The sequence below is a fragment of the Luteibacter flocculans genome (assembly GCF_023612255.1).
Classification (GTDB): Bacteria; Pseudomonadota; Gammaproteobacteria; order Xanthomonadales; family Rhodanobacteraceae; genus Luteibacter; species Luteibacter flocculans.
Map to the genome: position 1 here is coordinate 4011878 of NZ_CP063231.1, position 14485 is coordinate 4026362.

At 66.3% G+C, this 14485-nt stretch carries 17 protein-coding genes; 6 read left to right on the plus strand and 11 right to left on the minus strand.

Annotated features, from left to right (window positions below; translation table 11 throughout):
• Positions 1-81: 81 nt before the first annotated feature.
• Positions 82-336, minus strand: a complete 255-nt coding sequence (locus IM816_RS17395) for an accessory factor UbiK family protein (protein ID WP_072323613.1) — start codon at positions 334-336, stop codon at positions 82-84.
• A gap of 181 nt (positions 337-517) precedes the next feature.
• Here IM816_RS17395 and glnK point away from each other — a divergent pair, with 181 nt between their 5' ends.
• On the plus strand, positions 518-856 hold the full coding sequence (gene glnK, locus IM816_RS17400) for a P-II family nitrogen regulator (RefSeq protein WP_072323612.1): 339 nt from the start codon (positions 518-520) through the stop codon (positions 854-856).
• Positions 857-875: 19 nt separating this feature from the next.
• Here glnK and IM816_RS17405 read toward each other — a convergent pair whose 3' ends face one another.
• Positions 876-1400: a CcdC protein domain-containing protein gene (locus IM816_RS17405; RefSeq protein WP_250339059.1), complete on the minus strand. Its 525-nt coding sequence runs from the start codon at positions 1398-1400 to the stop codon at positions 876-878.
• Between the two features lie 141 nt (positions 1401-1541).
• Entirely contained in the window at positions 1542-2276 is a 735-nt protein-coding gene (gpmA, locus tag IM816_RS17410; protein ID WP_072323610.1) for a 2,3-diphosphoglycerate-dependent phosphoglycerate mutase, read from the minus strand.
• 186 nt (positions 2277-2462) lie between these two features.
• Here gpmA and IM816_RS17415 point away from each other — a divergent pair, with 186 nt between their 5' ends.
• Positions 2463-3110 (plus strand): DUF4097 family beta strand repeat-containing protein, encoded by a 648-nt coding sequence (locus IM816_RS17415; protein WP_250339060.1) that lies wholly within the window; start codon positions 2463-2465, stop codon positions 3108-3110.
• A gap of 42 nt (positions 3111-3152) precedes the next feature.
• On the opposite strand, the gene hemF is transcribed toward IM816_RS17415, so the two are convergent.
• Together hemF and IM816_RS17425 are read right to left on the minus strand one after the other, a co-directional pair.
• Positions 3153-4055, minus strand: coding sequence for an oxygen-dependent coproporphyrinogen oxidase (hemF, locus tag IM816_RS17420; protein ID WP_250339061.1), 903 nt, complete (start codon positions 4053-4055; stop codon positions 3153-3155).
• A gap of 99 nt (positions 4056-4154) precedes the next feature.
• Positions 4155-4865, minus strand: a complete 711-nt coding sequence (locus IM816_RS17425; RefSeq protein WP_250339062.1) for a YdcF family protein — start codon at positions 4863-4865, stop codon at positions 4155-4157.
• A 127-nt stretch (positions 4866-4992) separates the two neighbouring features.
• Between IM816_RS17425 and IM816_RS17430 the strand changes: the two genes are divergently transcribed.
• From IM816_RS17430 to IM816_RS17445, 4 genes are read left to right on the plus strand one after another with little or no spacing between them, the layout of a single operon-like run.
• A complete protein-coding gene (locus IM816_RS17430) occupies positions 4993-6183 on the plus strand; it encodes a beta-ketoacyl-[acyl-carrier-protein] synthase family protein (RefSeq protein WP_250340792.1) in 1191 nt (396 codons plus the stop codon).
• A complete protein-coding gene (locus tag IM816_RS17435) occupies positions 6180-6980 on the plus strand; it encodes a beta-ketoacyl synthase chain length factor (protein WP_250339063.1) in 801 nt (266 codons plus the stop codon). The genes IM816_RS17430 and IM816_RS17435 overlap by 4 nt, the downstream gene beginning before the upstream one ends.
• Positions 6977-7750, plus strand: a complete 774-nt coding sequence (locus IM816_RS17440) for a glycosyltransferase family 2 protein (RefSeq protein ID WP_250339064.1) — start codon at positions 6977-6979, stop codon at positions 7748-7750. The genes IM816_RS17435 and IM816_RS17440 overlap by 4 nt, the downstream gene beginning before the upstream one ends.
• 19 nt (positions 7751-7769) lie before the next feature.
• Positions 7770-9356 carry an NAD(P)/FAD-dependent oxidoreductase gene (locus tag IM816_RS17445; protein WP_250339065.1) on the plus strand — a complete coding sequence of 529 codons (1587 nt, stop codon included), beginning with the start codon at positions 7770-7772 and terminating at the stop codon, positions 9354-9356.
• Between the two features lie 131 nt (positions 9357-9487).
• Here the strand turns inward: IM816_RS17445 and IM816_RS17450 are convergent, their stop codons facing one another.
• The 6 genes from IM816_RS17450 to IM816_RS17475 form a co-directional block, all read right to left on the minus strand.
• Positions 9488-9922 carry a hotdog family protein gene (locus tag IM816_RS17450; RefSeq protein ID WP_250339066.1) on the minus strand — a complete coding sequence of 145 codons (435 nt, stop codon included), beginning with the start codon at positions 9920-9922 and terminating at the stop codon, positions 9488-9490.
• Complete coding sequence (locus tag IM816_RS17455) at positions 9906-12221, minus strand: MMPL family transporter (protein WP_250339067.1); 2316 nt, start codon at positions 12219-12221, stop codon at positions 9906-9908. Before IM816_RS17455 ends, IM816_RS17450 begins: the two co-directional genes overlap by 17 nt.
• Positions 12218-12859 carry an outer membrane lipoprotein carrier protein LolA gene (locus IM816_RS17460; RefSeq protein ID WP_250339068.1) on the minus strand — a complete coding sequence of 214 codons (642 nt, stop codon included), beginning with the start codon at positions 12857-12859 and terminating at the stop codon, positions 12218-12220. Before IM816_RS17460 ends, IM816_RS17455 begins: the two co-directional genes overlap by 4 nt.
• Positions 12786-13730 carry a lysophospholipid acyltransferase family protein gene (locus IM816_RS17465; RefSeq protein ID WP_250339069.1) on the minus strand — a complete coding sequence of 315 codons (945 nt, stop codon included), beginning with the start codon at positions 13728-13730 and terminating at the stop codon, positions 12786-12788. Before IM816_RS17465 ends, IM816_RS17460 begins: the two co-directional genes overlap by 74 nt.
• A complete protein-coding gene (locus IM816_RS17470) occupies positions 13727-14041 on the minus strand; it encodes an ApeI family dehydratase (protein ID WP_072323694.1) in 315 nt (104 codons plus the stop codon). Before IM816_RS17470 ends, IM816_RS17465 begins: the two co-directional genes overlap by 4 nt.
• Positions 14042-14136: 95 nt before the next feature.
• A complete protein-coding gene (locus tag IM816_RS17475) occupies positions 14137-14409 on the minus strand; it encodes a phosphopantetheine-binding protein (RefSeq protein WP_072323599.1) in 273 nt (90 codons plus the stop codon).
• Between the last annotated feature and the right edge of the window lie 76 nt (positions 14410-14485).

A 14485-nucleotide genomic window follows, 5' to 3' on the forward strand; every position in this document is an offset into this window, starting at 1 on the left:
TCACAGGAAAAATAACCGCCCCCGACCGCTCTCGGGGTGAGGGTGACGGATCGGGGGCGGTCCCGGGACGTGCGGCCGTCCTTACTGGCCGCGGTTTGCCGCGCTGACTTCTAGGTCGGCAAGGCGCTTTTCCAAAAGCTCGAGTCGCTCGCGCGTACGCGCCAGAACCTGACTCTGAACATCGAATTCTTCGCGAGTTACGAGATCGAGGCGGCGTAGTCCTTGCGCCAGAATGTCTTTGAAGTTGGCCTGCATGTCCTCACGCGCTTGCGCCAACCCTGGCGGAACCAACGATGCCAACCGCTGTGCGAGTTGATCGATACCCTGCACATCCATCTTGCGCACCTCGATGTCGTGGAATGAAGTTTAAGTGATGGGTTTGTAGGCGCTATAGGCCTACGCCTACAGTTAGTGTAGGGGTTTTCCTACAAGCTACCGTATGGAGACGGGTCCGGGACCCGGTGGCACAATGTCGTTCCGCCCGCCGGAGACCGGCCGTGCCCCTAGGAGTTCCAACATGAAGCTCGTGGTCGCCATCATCAAGCCCTTCAAGCTGGACGACGTCCGCGAGGCCCTCGCCGACGTAGGCGTGCAGGGGGTCACGGTGACCGAGGTGAAGGGTTTCGGGCGGCAGAAGGGCCATACCGAGCTGTATCGCGGTGCCGAATACGTGGTCGACTTCCTGCCCAAGATCAAACTCGAGGTGGCCGTGGCCGACGAACAGGTCGAGCGCGTGGTCGAGGCGATTCAGCAGGCTGCGCGCACCGGCAAGATCGGCGACGGCAAGATCTTCGTCAGCGCGCTGGATCAGGTGATCCGTATCCGAACTGGCGAGTTGGATAACGACGCCCTTTGATCCTGGACGTCGCTACCGGTCAGACGACCTGCAAGGCGCGCTTGTGCCGACGGTGGTGTACGAGGATGCCGGCGTAGTAGGTCAGGTAGTAACCCACGGTCAGTCCGACAATCGCCATGGTCAGCGGGCTGTTGCCCGGTGCCGGTCCCTGGACGACGCCGTCTCCCGTCAGGGCAGGCATCAGGGCGAGAAAGCGCCAGGCGAGGCGCCCCACCAGCAGCGCCGTGAGTACGCCGCCCATCCAGGGGTTGGGAACGTAGAAGTCCGCGCCATCCGCGCCTGACTCGAAACGGGTCAGGCGCAGGCCAAGCAGAAGCGCCAGCGTGGCACCACCGACCGCACCCTCTAGCGCGCCTTCGGCGAGGCGCACGTCCTGCAGCCCCGACGTCATCATCAGGCACACGACGATCGCGAACATCACCACGCGAGCCGTCATTCGACGGGTGCGGATGAGCTGCCGACCGAAGCTGCCGCGCACACGGCGATATACGGCAAACACCATCACGGGAGCGACGAACAGCGGGAGGACGGACGGAGCCAGCATGGCGGAAACCTCGGTGGGATCGTGTAAGGCCAGCTTAGCGACCCACGGTTTTCGTTCGAGGGGCGATTGTGACCCGTCGCAGGTGACGGCTGTCATCCCGGCAGCGACCGCGGCCGGTGATGACAGCTAGGGTCCCCAGGCCTACTTGGCCTTACCCTGATTCGCCACGGCGGCCATCTTGGCCTCGATCTCCGCCTGATCGCCCAGGTAATAGTGCTTCACGGGCTTGAGGTCGGCGTCGAATTCGTAGACGAGCGGGATGCCGTTGGGGATGTTCAGCTCGGCGATGTCGTCATCGGAAATGTTGTCGAAGAACTTCACCAGCGCACGCATGGAATTACCGTGGGCCGCCATCAGCACGTTGTGACCTGCGCGGATGGCCGGGGCGAGCACTTCGTGCCAATAGGGCAGCACGCGGGCCACCGTATCTTTCAGGCACTCGGTCAGCGGCACGTCGATGCCTTTGTACCGGTCATCGTCCGCGAACGAGGTGGCGCCCGGCTCCAGGGCCGGCGGCGGGGTGTCGTAGCTGCGCCGCCAGACGTGGACCTGCTCGTTGCCATACTTGGCCGCCGTTTCGGCCTTGTTGAGGCCGGTCAGCGCGCCGTAGTGCCGCTCGTTGAGGCGCCAGTCGGTCACGACCGGCACCCACATCAGGTCCATTTCGTCCTGCACGTGCCAGAGGGTCCGGACAGCGCGCTTGAGGTACGAGGTATGGGCCACATCGAAGGTGAAACCGGCCTCCTTCAGCAGGCGACCGGCTTCACGCGCCTCCGCCACGCCCTGTTCGCTGAGGTCGACGTCGGCCCAGCCGCTGAAACGGTTCTCGAGGTTCCAGGCCGACTGGCCGTGGCGAATCATGACGAGCTTGTACATGGCATCCAACGATGGGGAGGAAAAATCCGATGGTGGAACCTGCGCCGGAGGCCGTCAACTTCGGGGCGCCCTTCCCTTCGCCGAGCCAGCGAGCGCCGGGCCGCCTGGGCCGCCCCTGCCGTGAGTCACGCTAAACCCTGGGCGCCCCGGATGCATCCTAGGGGTCCATGCCACCGGAGTTCCGCCATGCGCCGTACCCTTCTCTCGCTTCTCATTGCGCTGTCCGTCTCAGGCGCCGTCATGGCCGACGACGACATCAGCAAGGTCAATGGCACTGCCTCGGTAGAGGATGGGCAGCATGCCGGGGACGTCCACACGGTCAACGGTTCCGTGCGAATTGGCGCCCGCGCCGTGGTGCAACGAGCCACCACGGTGAACGGTTCCGTCGAACTGGGCGACGCGGCAGCGGCGTCCACAGTCAAGACAGTGAACGGCGCAGTACGACTGCACGAGAAGTCGCGAGCCAATGAGGTCGAGACGGTGAATGGACGGGTCGAACTCGCGCGAGGCGCCGAGGTGACCGGGCACCTTTCGAACGTCAACGGGGACATCAATCTCGACGGCGCCCATGTCGGCGGTGGCATCGAAACGGTGAATGCCGACATCACGGTGGGAGATGGTTCCCGAATCGAAGGCGGCATCCTGGTGAAGAAGCCTTCCTCGAGCTGGTTCCACGAGAACAACCGGCTGCCCAAGATCGTCATCGGCCCGCATGCCGTCGTGCAGGGATCGCTGACCTTCGAGCGCCCGGTCGAACTCTACGTCAGCGATTCGGCCACCGTCGGCAAGATCGAAGGCGCCACGGCGAAGACGTTCGCCGGCGCCTCGCCCTGAGGTCGTGCGTCATGCGACGCGGCGCGCACGGCGCCGCGTCGATCAGAACCAGTCGCGCGGGACGAGGTAGTCCTGCAGCCGCGCTTCTGCGCTGCCGGGTTCGGGCGTATAGCCGTACTCGAAGCGCACGCGCGGCGGCAGGCTCATCAGAATCGACTCGGTGCGACCGCCGGACTGGAGTCCAAACAAAGTGCCCCGGTCATACACGAGATTGAATTCCACGTAGCGCCCGCGGCGATACAGTTGGAACTCGCGTTCGCGTTCGCCGTAGGGCATATCGCGGCGCCGCTCCACGATCGGTACATAGGCATCGAGGAAGCCCTGCCCCACGTCGCGCATGAAGTTCATGCACCGCTCGAAACCGCCTTCGTTGAGATCGTCGTAGAACAGGCCACCGACACCGCGCGTCTCGCCACGATGCTTGAGATAGAAGTACTCGTCGCACCAGCGCTTGTAACGCGCGTAGACATCGTCGCCATAGGGTTCGCACAAGTCCTTCGCCACCGTGTGCCAGTGACGGACATCCTCGTCGAACGGATAGAACGGCGTGAGATCGAACCCGCCACCGAACCACCACACCGACTCGGTGCCTTCCTTGCTGGCCTCGAAATAACGCACGTTCGCGTGCGTAGTCGGAACGTACGGATTGCGCGGATGCAAGACCAGCGACACGCCCGTGGCGACGAAGCTGCCGCCGACGAGATCGGGACGATGCGCCGTGGCACTCGGCGGTAGGGGCGACCCCGACACACGGGAAAAGTTGACCCCCGCCTGCTCGAAGATGCGACCGTCGCGCAGCACGCGAGTGCGTCCACCGCCTCCGGCGGGACGCGTCCACGCGTCCTCCTCGAAGTCCGCTTCGCCATCGAGCGCCGCGACCGCGGTGCAGATGCGGTCTTGGAGACCGCGCAGGAAGGCTTCGGCGATATCGGCTTGCTCGGACATGACGATCGATCCTGACGACGGCTAGCCCCAGAGCTTAGCAAGGTGCCGCATGACATCGCTGTGACATGCCGCCGCGCACGACGCCCCTGGCATATGTGCTCAGGAAATGCGCGCCGCCATGCGACGGTTCCCGCTCACGGCGGCCCAGCGCATGCCGGTGTCGATCCACATGAGGTAACCCGCTTCCATCATCAGGCGGATGACGTAGCGCCGCCCCCACGGAAGACGCTCTTCCGCGGCAACCGGCGCGGCATCGAAACCCAGTCGGCGTGCGAGATAGAGACAGCGCGCCAGATGGTAGCGACTGGTGACGAGCCAGACCGGCGGCAGCGACGCGTCAGCCGCTTCACGCAACAACTCGCGAGCGTGGCGCAGGTTTTCCAGCGAGTCGATGGATGCCTGTTCCAATTCCATGCGTACGGTGGCCGGCCAGCCCTGCTCCACCAGCCAGCGGCGCCCCGCCTCGGCCTCGCTGACTTCGCCGCCGCTCTGTCCACCCAGTACGAGGACGCGGTCGGTGCGGCCTGCCCATGCGCCTTGCCGTCCCCGGGCAAGGCGCGCGACGAAATCCGCTTCAGGGCGGTCATCGACCAATCGGCGGCCGAAGATCAGCATCGTGCGACGCTCCGACGGTCGCGTGGTACTCCGGCCCGCATGCCAGCAGACGCGGGCGAGATGGGCGACGTAGAGCAGGCCCAGCGTTGCCGTGAACGCCAAGGCGGTCATCAGCGCCGCGACGAGAATGTCCCGGTCGCTGAGATAGCGCCAGACGCCGCGGCGGAGGATTTTCGGAGCGTGGATGCCGGACATGCGACCGTCCCGGGGGAGAAGCAAAGTCTTGCGGATTCGGCACGTCCCATGCAATCGGCTGAACGCCTCCGCGCGTTCACGCGACGCAAGAGAGCAAAAAGGATAGGCTCCCCGCATGCCGCATCCCATGCCTCCGCTCGCCATCCGCGCGTACACCGCCACCTCCGCTCTCGGCCGTGGTCTTCAGGCCCACGCCGACGCTCTCGCCGCCTCGCGCGGCGGTCTTGCTCCCAACGATTTCAGCTTCGCGCCACTGGCGTGCTGGATCGGCCGCGTTGCCGGCGTGGAGGACGCACCGTTACCGCCGGAACTCACGGAATGGGACTGCCGCAACAACCGACTCGCATGGATGGCGCTGCAACAGGACGGCTTCGCCGACGCCGTACGTGCGACACGCGAGCGTTACGGCGCCCATCGCGTTGCCGTGCTCCTGGGTACATCGACGGCAAGCATCGGCGCCACCGAAGAAGGCTACCGGCGCCTCGATAACGGCAACATGCCGGCCGACCTCCATCGCCCGGTGCTGCACACGCCCCACTCGCTCGCTGGTTTTGTCGCCGCGGCGTTCGAACTGGAAGGCCCCTGCCTCACCGTGGCCACGGCGTGCTCGTCCAGCGCCAAGGTCTTTGCGAATGCCGAGCGGATGATCCGCCTCGGGCTGATCGACGCGGCCGTGGTCGGCGGTACCGACACGCTGTGCGACAGCGTTCTTTTCGGATTCAACTCGCTGGAGCTGGTGTCGCCGGAACCGTGCCGGCCGTTCGACGCACGGCGCAACGGGATATCCATTGGCGAGGCCGCCGGCTTTGCCATCGTGGAGCGTATCGCTGGCGTGGCCGATGCGCCGCTGCTCATCGGTTACGGCGAGGCAAGCGACGCCCACCATATGTCGACGCCGCATCCCGAAGGCCTCGGTGCGGAACTCGCCTTGCGCGACGCGCTCGAGCGCGCCGGCATCGAACCCGCCGACGTCGACTACATCAACCTGCACGGCACCGCGAGCCAGAAGAACGACGAAGTCGAGGCCGCGCTGGTCGCGCGGACCTTCCCGGCCTCGACGCGTGCCAGCTCGACCAAGGGCTTCACCGGTCACACGCTCGGTGCGGCCGGCATATTGGAAGCCGCGATCACGCTGCTTGCCATGCGCGACGGCCGCGTACCCGCCAACCTCGGCGCGACGCAGCCCGACCCGCTGTGCGGACCGCAGATGGCATGGCACGAGGAATCCAAGCCAATCCGCATCGCGCTCAGCAATTCATTCGGCTTCGGTGGCAACAACGCATGCCTTGCCTTCGCTCACGCGGAGCACGCAGCATGAGCGCAGCGCTTTCGGTCTGGGTAAGCGGTATCGGTCTGTGGGCGCCGGGGGCGTCGACCTGGGATGCCTTCCGTGACGTCGTGAGTGGCGGTGCGCCATCTGGCGCCAGCGAGCGGCCCGTGGCCGACGTGCTACCGCCCAACGAGCGTCGTCGCGCACCGGAGAGCGTTCTGCTCGCGGCGGCCGCCGCAGGTCAGGCGGTGCGGATGAGTGGTCGCGATGCCGCCACCCTGCCCTGCGTCTTCGCCTCGGCGCACGGCGACCAGGTCATCACCGACTACATGTGCCAGACCCTCGCCACCGCGCCCCTCGAACTCTCGCCGACGAAGTTCCATAACTCCGTGCATAACGCGCCCGCTGGTTACTGGACGATCGCCACGCACTGCCACGCGAGTTCCAGCGCCGTGTCGGGCGGCGAACAGGCCTTCGGTGCCGGGCTGCTGGAAGCAGCGAGCCTCGCCGTCGCCGACGACCGCGACGTACTCCTGGCCAGCTACGACATCGCGGGTTCGGGCCCGCTCGGCGCCATGACCAGCACCACCGGCCCGTTTGCCGTGGCCATGGTCCTGTCGCCGCGCGCCGGTGGCGCCGCCACGCGACTCGACATCACGCCCGAGCGCGGCAACGTCGGCGCCGAGCCGATCGGCGATCCGTGGCTCGACGGCCTTGTGGCAAGCAACCCGGCGGCCCATTCGGTGCCGTTGATGCATGCCCTGGCACTGATGCGTCCCACGGCGCTGCGTGTGCCTGCCGCGCGCGGTCTCGACCTGCACATCGACATCGGGGTGGCCGCATGAATACCACCGCGGGGCGCTACTGCATCCTGATTCCCTGCCTCAATGAGGAAAAGGCCATCGGCCGCGTGGTCAGCGAGGCGCTGGCGCTCGGCCTGCCGGTGATCGTCGTGGACGACGGCTCGGACGACCGCACGCCCGACATCGTTGGCGCCATGCCGGTCACGCTGTTGCGGCATCCGACCCGGCGCGGCAAAGGCGAGGCGCTGCGTACCGGCTTTCGCGAAGTGCTGCGTCACGACTACGACGGCGTGGTCACCATGGACGGCGACGGCCAGCACCTGGCCGCCGACGTGCCTGCGATCATCGCAGCCGGCGAGCGCTACCCCGGCAGTATCGTGATAGGCGCCCGCCTGCTCGAACGCGAACAGCAACCCCCCGGCCGACGCCGTGCCAACGCCGTGGCCGACTGGGGAATCTCGCTGGCATGCGGCTGGCCCATCGCCGATACGCAAAGCGGTCAGCGTCTGTATCCGCGCTCGGTGCTCGATCTGGTCGACCTGCCTGCGGAACACTTCGTGTTCGAGGCGGCCATGCTCATCACCGCCTGTCGCGAGCGCGGCGTGCGCGTCGTATCGGTGCCGATCGCGTCGCGCTATCAGGGCGAGTTCCGTCTCAGTCACTTCAGCCCCGTGCGCGACGTGACGCGGATCACCACCTATACGATCGGCCGGGTGTTCCATTATGGAAACTTCCTGGCCTGCTATCGCCAAGCCAAGGCGCGGCCGACCATTGTCACCCCCGATATCGGCGCCGCCAAAGAGTCGCACTGACACCACGAGGAAGAGATCGATGGACCGCACGCCACACAACGCTGTCATCCTCGGGGGAGGCCTGGCCGGGCTGACGCTCGCCATGCAACTCAAGGGCAGCTACCCGGACATGGACATCGTCGTGCTCGAACGGCAGGTCCATCCGCTGCCGGAAGCGGCGCACAAGGTCGGCGAATCCACCGTCGAGATCGCCGCGCACTACTTCGCCGACACCCTCGGCCTGCGCGCGCATCTCGATGAGGCGCACATCCGCAAATTCGGTTTCCGTTTCTTCTTTTCCGAAGGGAAGGACGATCTCGCCGACGTCGCGGAACTGGGCGTCAGCGCTGTGCTGCCGACCCCGAGCTATCAGATCGATCGCGGCATTCTCGAGAACTTCCTCGGCGAGGAGGCCCGGCGACGCGGCATCGACTTCCGCGAGGGCGTCACCGTGCGCGGCTTCGACATCGGCTCGGGCGAGGCGCCGCACAGCGTACGTTTCGCCACCCGCGATGGCGACGGCGAGCTGCAGGCCCGGTGGTTGCTTGATGCGTCTGGGCGTGCAGGACTCATGCGGCGCAAGCTCGATCTGACCCGTGACAACGGCCATCACGCCAACGCCGTGTGGTTCCGTATCGACGATCGCATCGCTATCGACGACTGGTGCGACGATCCGGAGTGGAAAGACCGCTGCCATCCGGCCGAGCGCTGGCGATCGACCAACCATCTGTGCGGCCCCGGCTACTGGGTGTGGCTGATCCCGTTGTCGTCGGGTGCGCATTCCGTCGGCATCGTGGCCGATGCTGCGATGCACCCGCTCGAACGCATGAAGACGTTCGATCTGGCGCTCGCCTGGCTGGAAGAGCATCAGCCCATGGTGGCCCGCCACGTCGCCAGCCGGCGCGACAAGCTGATGGACTTCGCCTTCTTCCGTCACTTCTCCTATGGATGCGCGCGGATGTTCTCGTCCGACCGCTGGGCGCTGACCGGAGAGGCGGGAGCCTTTCTCGATCCGTTCTATTCGCCCGGCAGCGATTTCATCGCGATCGCCAATACCTACATCACCCTGCTGGTCGGCCTCGATCGCCACGGCGAGAACCTCGCGTCGCACGCGCGGCACTACGAGCGACTGTTCTTCTCGTTCTACGACGGCACGCTGCGGATGTACCGCGACCAGTACAACCTGTTCGGCGACCCCGAGGTTCTGCCGATCAAGGTGATCTGGGACTACGCCTATTACTGGGGCGTGCTCTGCCAGCTCGTCTTTCAGAACCGCCTCGGCGATGCCGCATTCATCACGCGCATGGGCTCGGAACTGGTGGCCGCTGCGGATCTGAATACGGCCATGCAGGGCTTCTTCCAGCGCTGGCATGCGGTGTCGGAACGGCGCAACCGCAAGACGATGATGGACCAGCGCGAACTCACCTGGTTCGCAGACATGAACGCTACGCTGCACGACAAGCTCGACGATGAAGCCCTGGCAGCGCGCCTGCGCAACAACGTCGGAATGATGCGCTCTCTCGCCGCCACCATCGTGGAACGTGCCGCCGAGGACCATCCGACCGTCCGTGAGGGCTATGACGAACTCGCGAACGGCGGCACGGCACGGATGAAGCTGTTCGCGTAGCGCGCTGTCGGCGCGTCGCGAACGGTGAGACAGACGGCGAGCACACTGATCTGGTCGACCCGGAGGGTGGCGGTCAGGCTCCTCATCAGTCCCCTTTCAAGCCTCTCCGGGTCGACGATCAATCCCGGCGATTACACCGGCGGGTGAATCACCGCCGCACGGCCCGAGGCGATCTCGGCGCCGTCATGGACGATACGGAACGCGTACTGTGCGCCGCTATCGTCCGCCAGCAGGCAGTCGGCATGCACGTGCAGCGTGCCTTCCAGCGTATCCACGCGCTCCACGGCCAAGGTCACGCCACGCAGGCTCACCAGCATGCCGGGGCGGGGTTCGGCACGGTCTTCCGCCTGCGCGCGCAACGCGCCATGCACGGCCATCGCTTGGGCGCCGTATTCCGCAAGATGCACCGCATGCAATCCGTTCGCCCCACGCAGCGGGTGCGTGACCAGCACGTGGCTGGTGCTTACCGCATGGATGGATGACGCTTCCCACGCGAGCACGCCGTCCAACAGGCACATATCGCCCGCATGCGGCACGAGGTCGATGAAGTCAGTCTTGGCGAGCATGCGGAGCCATCAGGATCGAAAGACAGAAGTGGAACGCGACACCCAGCGCCACGGTAAGACCGATCGCACGAAGTACCGGAATCGACGACCACGCCAGCATGCCGAACACGAGCAATGCCGCGAGCACGCAGACCACCGTGGCGTGCAGCGTACGCCGCTGCTCCGCCGGGTCGCCGGTATCGCGTTCGAAGAACAGCGCGTAGTGCAGACCCAGCCCCGCCGCGAGAATCAGCGCCACCAGATGGAACAGCGACACAGGAATGCCCAGCACGCGTTCGACCGCCAGCACCAGGAAGGTCGCGAGCGTCATCGGCGCCAGCACGTGCCACGCGCGACGCAGGCTGCGCAGGGCGAGCGTGATGGTGATGAACAGCAACGCGCCCGCCGCCAGCACGGCGTGCAGGATACGCGTGCGGTAGGCCGCAACGAGCGATTCCGAGGCGTCCTTCAAGTCGAGCAATCGGGCATTCGGCGCCGCTGACGATACCGCCGCCGCGAGCGCCGACGCATCGCGAACACCGCTGAGCGTGGACAGCCCCACCCAGTGATCGCCGCGCTGCACCAGCATTGCCGCAAGCCGCTGCCCGAGCGCCGAGCGCGAGAACGTCTCGGGCGTCAGCAGAGGTGCCGTACGTGCTGCCTCCACGTCCGCTTCGAACGGGGCAAAGAGATCCCTGCGGAACGGCAGCCCTTCCAACGCACCGTCGAGGGCCGCGTCGAGCGCAGGGCGATCGGGCAGCTTCGCCTGGCGGGCGCGCTGGGTCGCCAGGTCCGGCAGGTAGATCGAGGGCAGCTCGAAGCCGTCCAGGTTTTTTGCCGTGACCTGCGCGCGCAAGGCCGGCTCGAGTTTCGCGGACGCGGTGAGCACGCCGTCGGCCGTCGGCGCCTGCACCACGAGCAGGTAGCGCACGTCGGGCGCACCAAGCTCGCCGCGAAGGCGTGCGTCGGTCATCAGCATGTCGCGCGGCAGCGGCGTGAGCGCGGAGAGATCGTTCTGCCAGAACGATCCCGGGGCGAAGGCGAGCATCGCCACCACCGCCGCCAAGATGGGCAACGGCAGCCACCGCGGACGTGGCAGGTTGTCGAGCCAGGTGCGGAAGGCAGCGAGGCCCGGCATGTCGGCGACGTCTCGCGCCTTTTCCGGCAGCAGATAAGGCAACGCATAGCGGGTGGAGAAGCCCGCGGCGAGCAGACCGACGATGGTGAACACCGCCAGTTGCTTCAAGCCACCCACGCCCGACGCATAGAACGCGAGGTAGGCGATGCATGCGGAGCCGATCGCGGTCAGCAGCAACGGCCAGAGGCCACGCACACTCGCCAGCGCGGATTCCCCGGCACGTCGATGGCTGAGCAGGCGGATCGGGTACTCCTGCGCCACGCCCAGCAGCGTAAAGCCGAAGGCGAGCGTGATGCCGTGCACCTCGGGGAACCACAGGCTCAATGCCACGATGCCCGCGAGCGCGCCGGTGGCGACCGGCAGCGCCCCGAGCAGCAGGGCGCCGATGCTGCGATACGCCGCGAGCATCAGCACGATGAACCCGATCGTGGAAATCCGGCCGATCCAATCCGCCTGATCGCGGGTCTGCGCATTCACCACGACCGTGAAATAACCCGGGCCGCTGATGGTCAGATGCGACTGCCCGCTTCCGGGCAGTGCAGCGAATGCCGCACGCAGGCGGCCAATGGCGTCGTCCTGAGCGCCGGGATCGAAACCGGCACCGCGTGTCTGCGCGAGCAGCAGCGCTTCGCCGCGGGAGGAGAACCACACGCCCTCGCGCACCTCCGGCGAGTGCGCCGGTGTCCAGCGTTCGGCCACCTTGAGCGTTTCGAGCGTGGGATCACGCGGCAACAGTCCCTTCAACAGTGTGGCCGCGGGCGAGCTCAGGTCATCGAGACGTTGCTGCAGCTGGTCGGCCAGATAGGCCTCATCCAGGCGCTGGGTATCGAGCGTCGGCGACAGCAGGAAGCGATACGGCAGCAACGAGCTGTCGAGCATGCCGAGGTCGAAATCGCCGTTCACCACCTGAGTGAAGGCAGCATCCTTGCGCAGCGCCGCGGCCAGACCGCGGCTCAGCGCAGCCTTGGTCGTGTCGTCTCCGCCATCGATGGCGACCAGCAGCAAGCGCGAACCTGGGCCCTCGCCCACTTGCTCCATGAGCAGCTTCTGGTCCGGCGTGGTCGGTGCCGGCATGAAGCTACGCAGATCGGTACCCACCTTCAGATGGGTGGCGACCACGACGCCGAGCAGCGCGAGCGTGGCGATCCAGGCGATGAGGAGCCCGAGACGAGCGCCCTTCACATCGCCCCGCCGCACTGCGCGATGAGACCTTCGCGGGTGGGATCCGCCGGCATCTGCGTGGCGAGATCACCGAGCAGGTCGATGGAGGTGTCGCCGTCGCTTTCTTCCATGCGCATGCAGCGCGCCAGGGCGCCGGCACCGTACACGTGGATGCTGGCGATCTGCTTCGCCACGCGCGCATCGCGCGGCGTGAGCGTCAGTTGCCAGCGGTCGGCGTCACGGCCGAGCGACACGTCGAAGGAATCCGCCAGGCGCGACGGATCGCCCGCCAGCAAGGCCACGAAGCTGTCCAGCAACACCTGCAACTGCGGAGCGCGCTTCAACGAGAAGCTGCGCGGCGACTTGCCTTCGCGCTGCTGGGTCACTTCGCCGTCCGCGATGGTGGCGGTTTCCTTGGTCGGCTTTTCTACCTTGCGCTCAAGGCGGTCCCCACCTAGCCACGCCAGTTCGCCGGATACCAGCAGCGGCTTGTCGAGCACGCGCATGAAGCGCGCTTCGGCAAACGACGTGCGTGCCGGTGCAGGACGATGCAGGCTGGAGATCAGCGCGTTGGCGTCGTCCGCATCAGGCGTCGGAGTGGCGAGGCACGTGAACGGCAGCAGGCTCGTCAGCAGGACCAGTTTCTTGCCAGAAATCATAGAAATTGAACCAGTTGAAGGGATGGACGCGGGCGTAATGCTCCAACCGCGAAGCGTAACGGGCAATGATGTCGTCCAGCACGGCAGCACGCTGGGCGCGTGGAATGTCGATGCCTTCGGAGAAGGCTTCGAAGATCAGGCGGTATCGGTTACCGCCCAGGTAGATACCCATGCACAGGATGACCGGCACCTTGAGTGCCGACGCCAGCAACCACGGGCCGACGGGAAACGGCGCAGGCGTGCCGAGGAACGGCACGCGCCGGACCGCCTCGTTGCGATGCCCGCGGTCGGCAAGCAAGGCCACCATGGCACCCTCTGCCGCGCCTTCCGCCATGGCGAGCGCCACCGAGGCGCCACCCCGCGAGGCGTCGATGACTGCAGCGCCGACGTCCGGCGCCAGCGCCTCAAGCACCGCCGTCAAGGCGGGCGTCTTCTGCTTGTCGAGCACCACACGCAGCGGCACCTCCGGTCGCCGTGCGCCGAGCGCGCGCAGGGCCTCGAAGCTGCCCTGATGCGATCCGATCAGCAACACGCCACGACCGGCATCGATGCAACGATCCAGCTCGGCCAGACCTTCCACGTCCACGTCGAAGTCGCGCTCGCCGCGCGCCAGGAAGAACAAGCGATCCAGCAGGGTCGCCGCGAACATGTGGATGTGATGGAACACATCGCGCTGAGTGACCGGCCGATGCAACACGCGCGACAGGTACGCGCGCGATGCGGCGCGCTCATCGGCGCGACGCAGAAAAAAGTACAGCGCGATGGGATAAAGCAGCAGACGCGCGACAGTGCGACCAAGCCGCAGGGCGATCGTGCGGATCAGCCAGATCGCGAACCAGCCGCCACCTTCGCGCTGCTGCCAGTGACTCATGCACTCGCCTCGAGCGTGCCGCGGAGCAAGGTCGCATCGCCGCGGCGCACGGTGAAGCGGAAGCGACGTTCATCGACGGCCATCAGCGTCAGCTCGGCGTCTTCGTCAGGCAGTAACGGCGCGAGAAACTTCGCGTCTACCACCTGACGCACCGAAAGCCCGCGCCATGCATGCAACGCCTGCGCGGCGGCTTCAAGAAGAAGCACGCCCGCGACGATCGGGCGCCCCGGAAAATGCCCGGCGAAACTCGGATGCCCCGCGTCGAAACGCAGGGCATGCACGAACGCGGCGGTATCGGCGGATTCGCTCATCGACATCTCCGGACCTCGGTCGGCGCCAGCAGGGCAGGCACATTGCGCTGAGGCGAAAGCAAAGCACGCCCCGGGCAAGTGCGGCCTGAACGGCGTCAGGCCGCGGCGCGGTGCTGCTCGATATGCTCGGACAGCGTGCGCAGACTCGTGAAGATCGCGCGGTTGTTCTCGTTGTCGGACTTGAGCTGGAAACCGTAGTGCTTGGACACGGCCAGCGCGATTTCGAGGGCGTCGATGGAATCGAGCCCCAGGTCTCCGCCGAACAGCGGAGCATCCGGGTCGATGTCGGCCGGCTTCGTCGATTCGAGGTTGAGGCTCTTGACGATGAGTTCGGCCAGTTCTTGCTGTTCTGCGGTCTGCGTTGCCATTGATCTTTCCAGGTCCTGGATGTGCCTGCCTCCCCCCGGATGGCAGCGGCCGCGGAGTTTAACACAGGGGTATCTC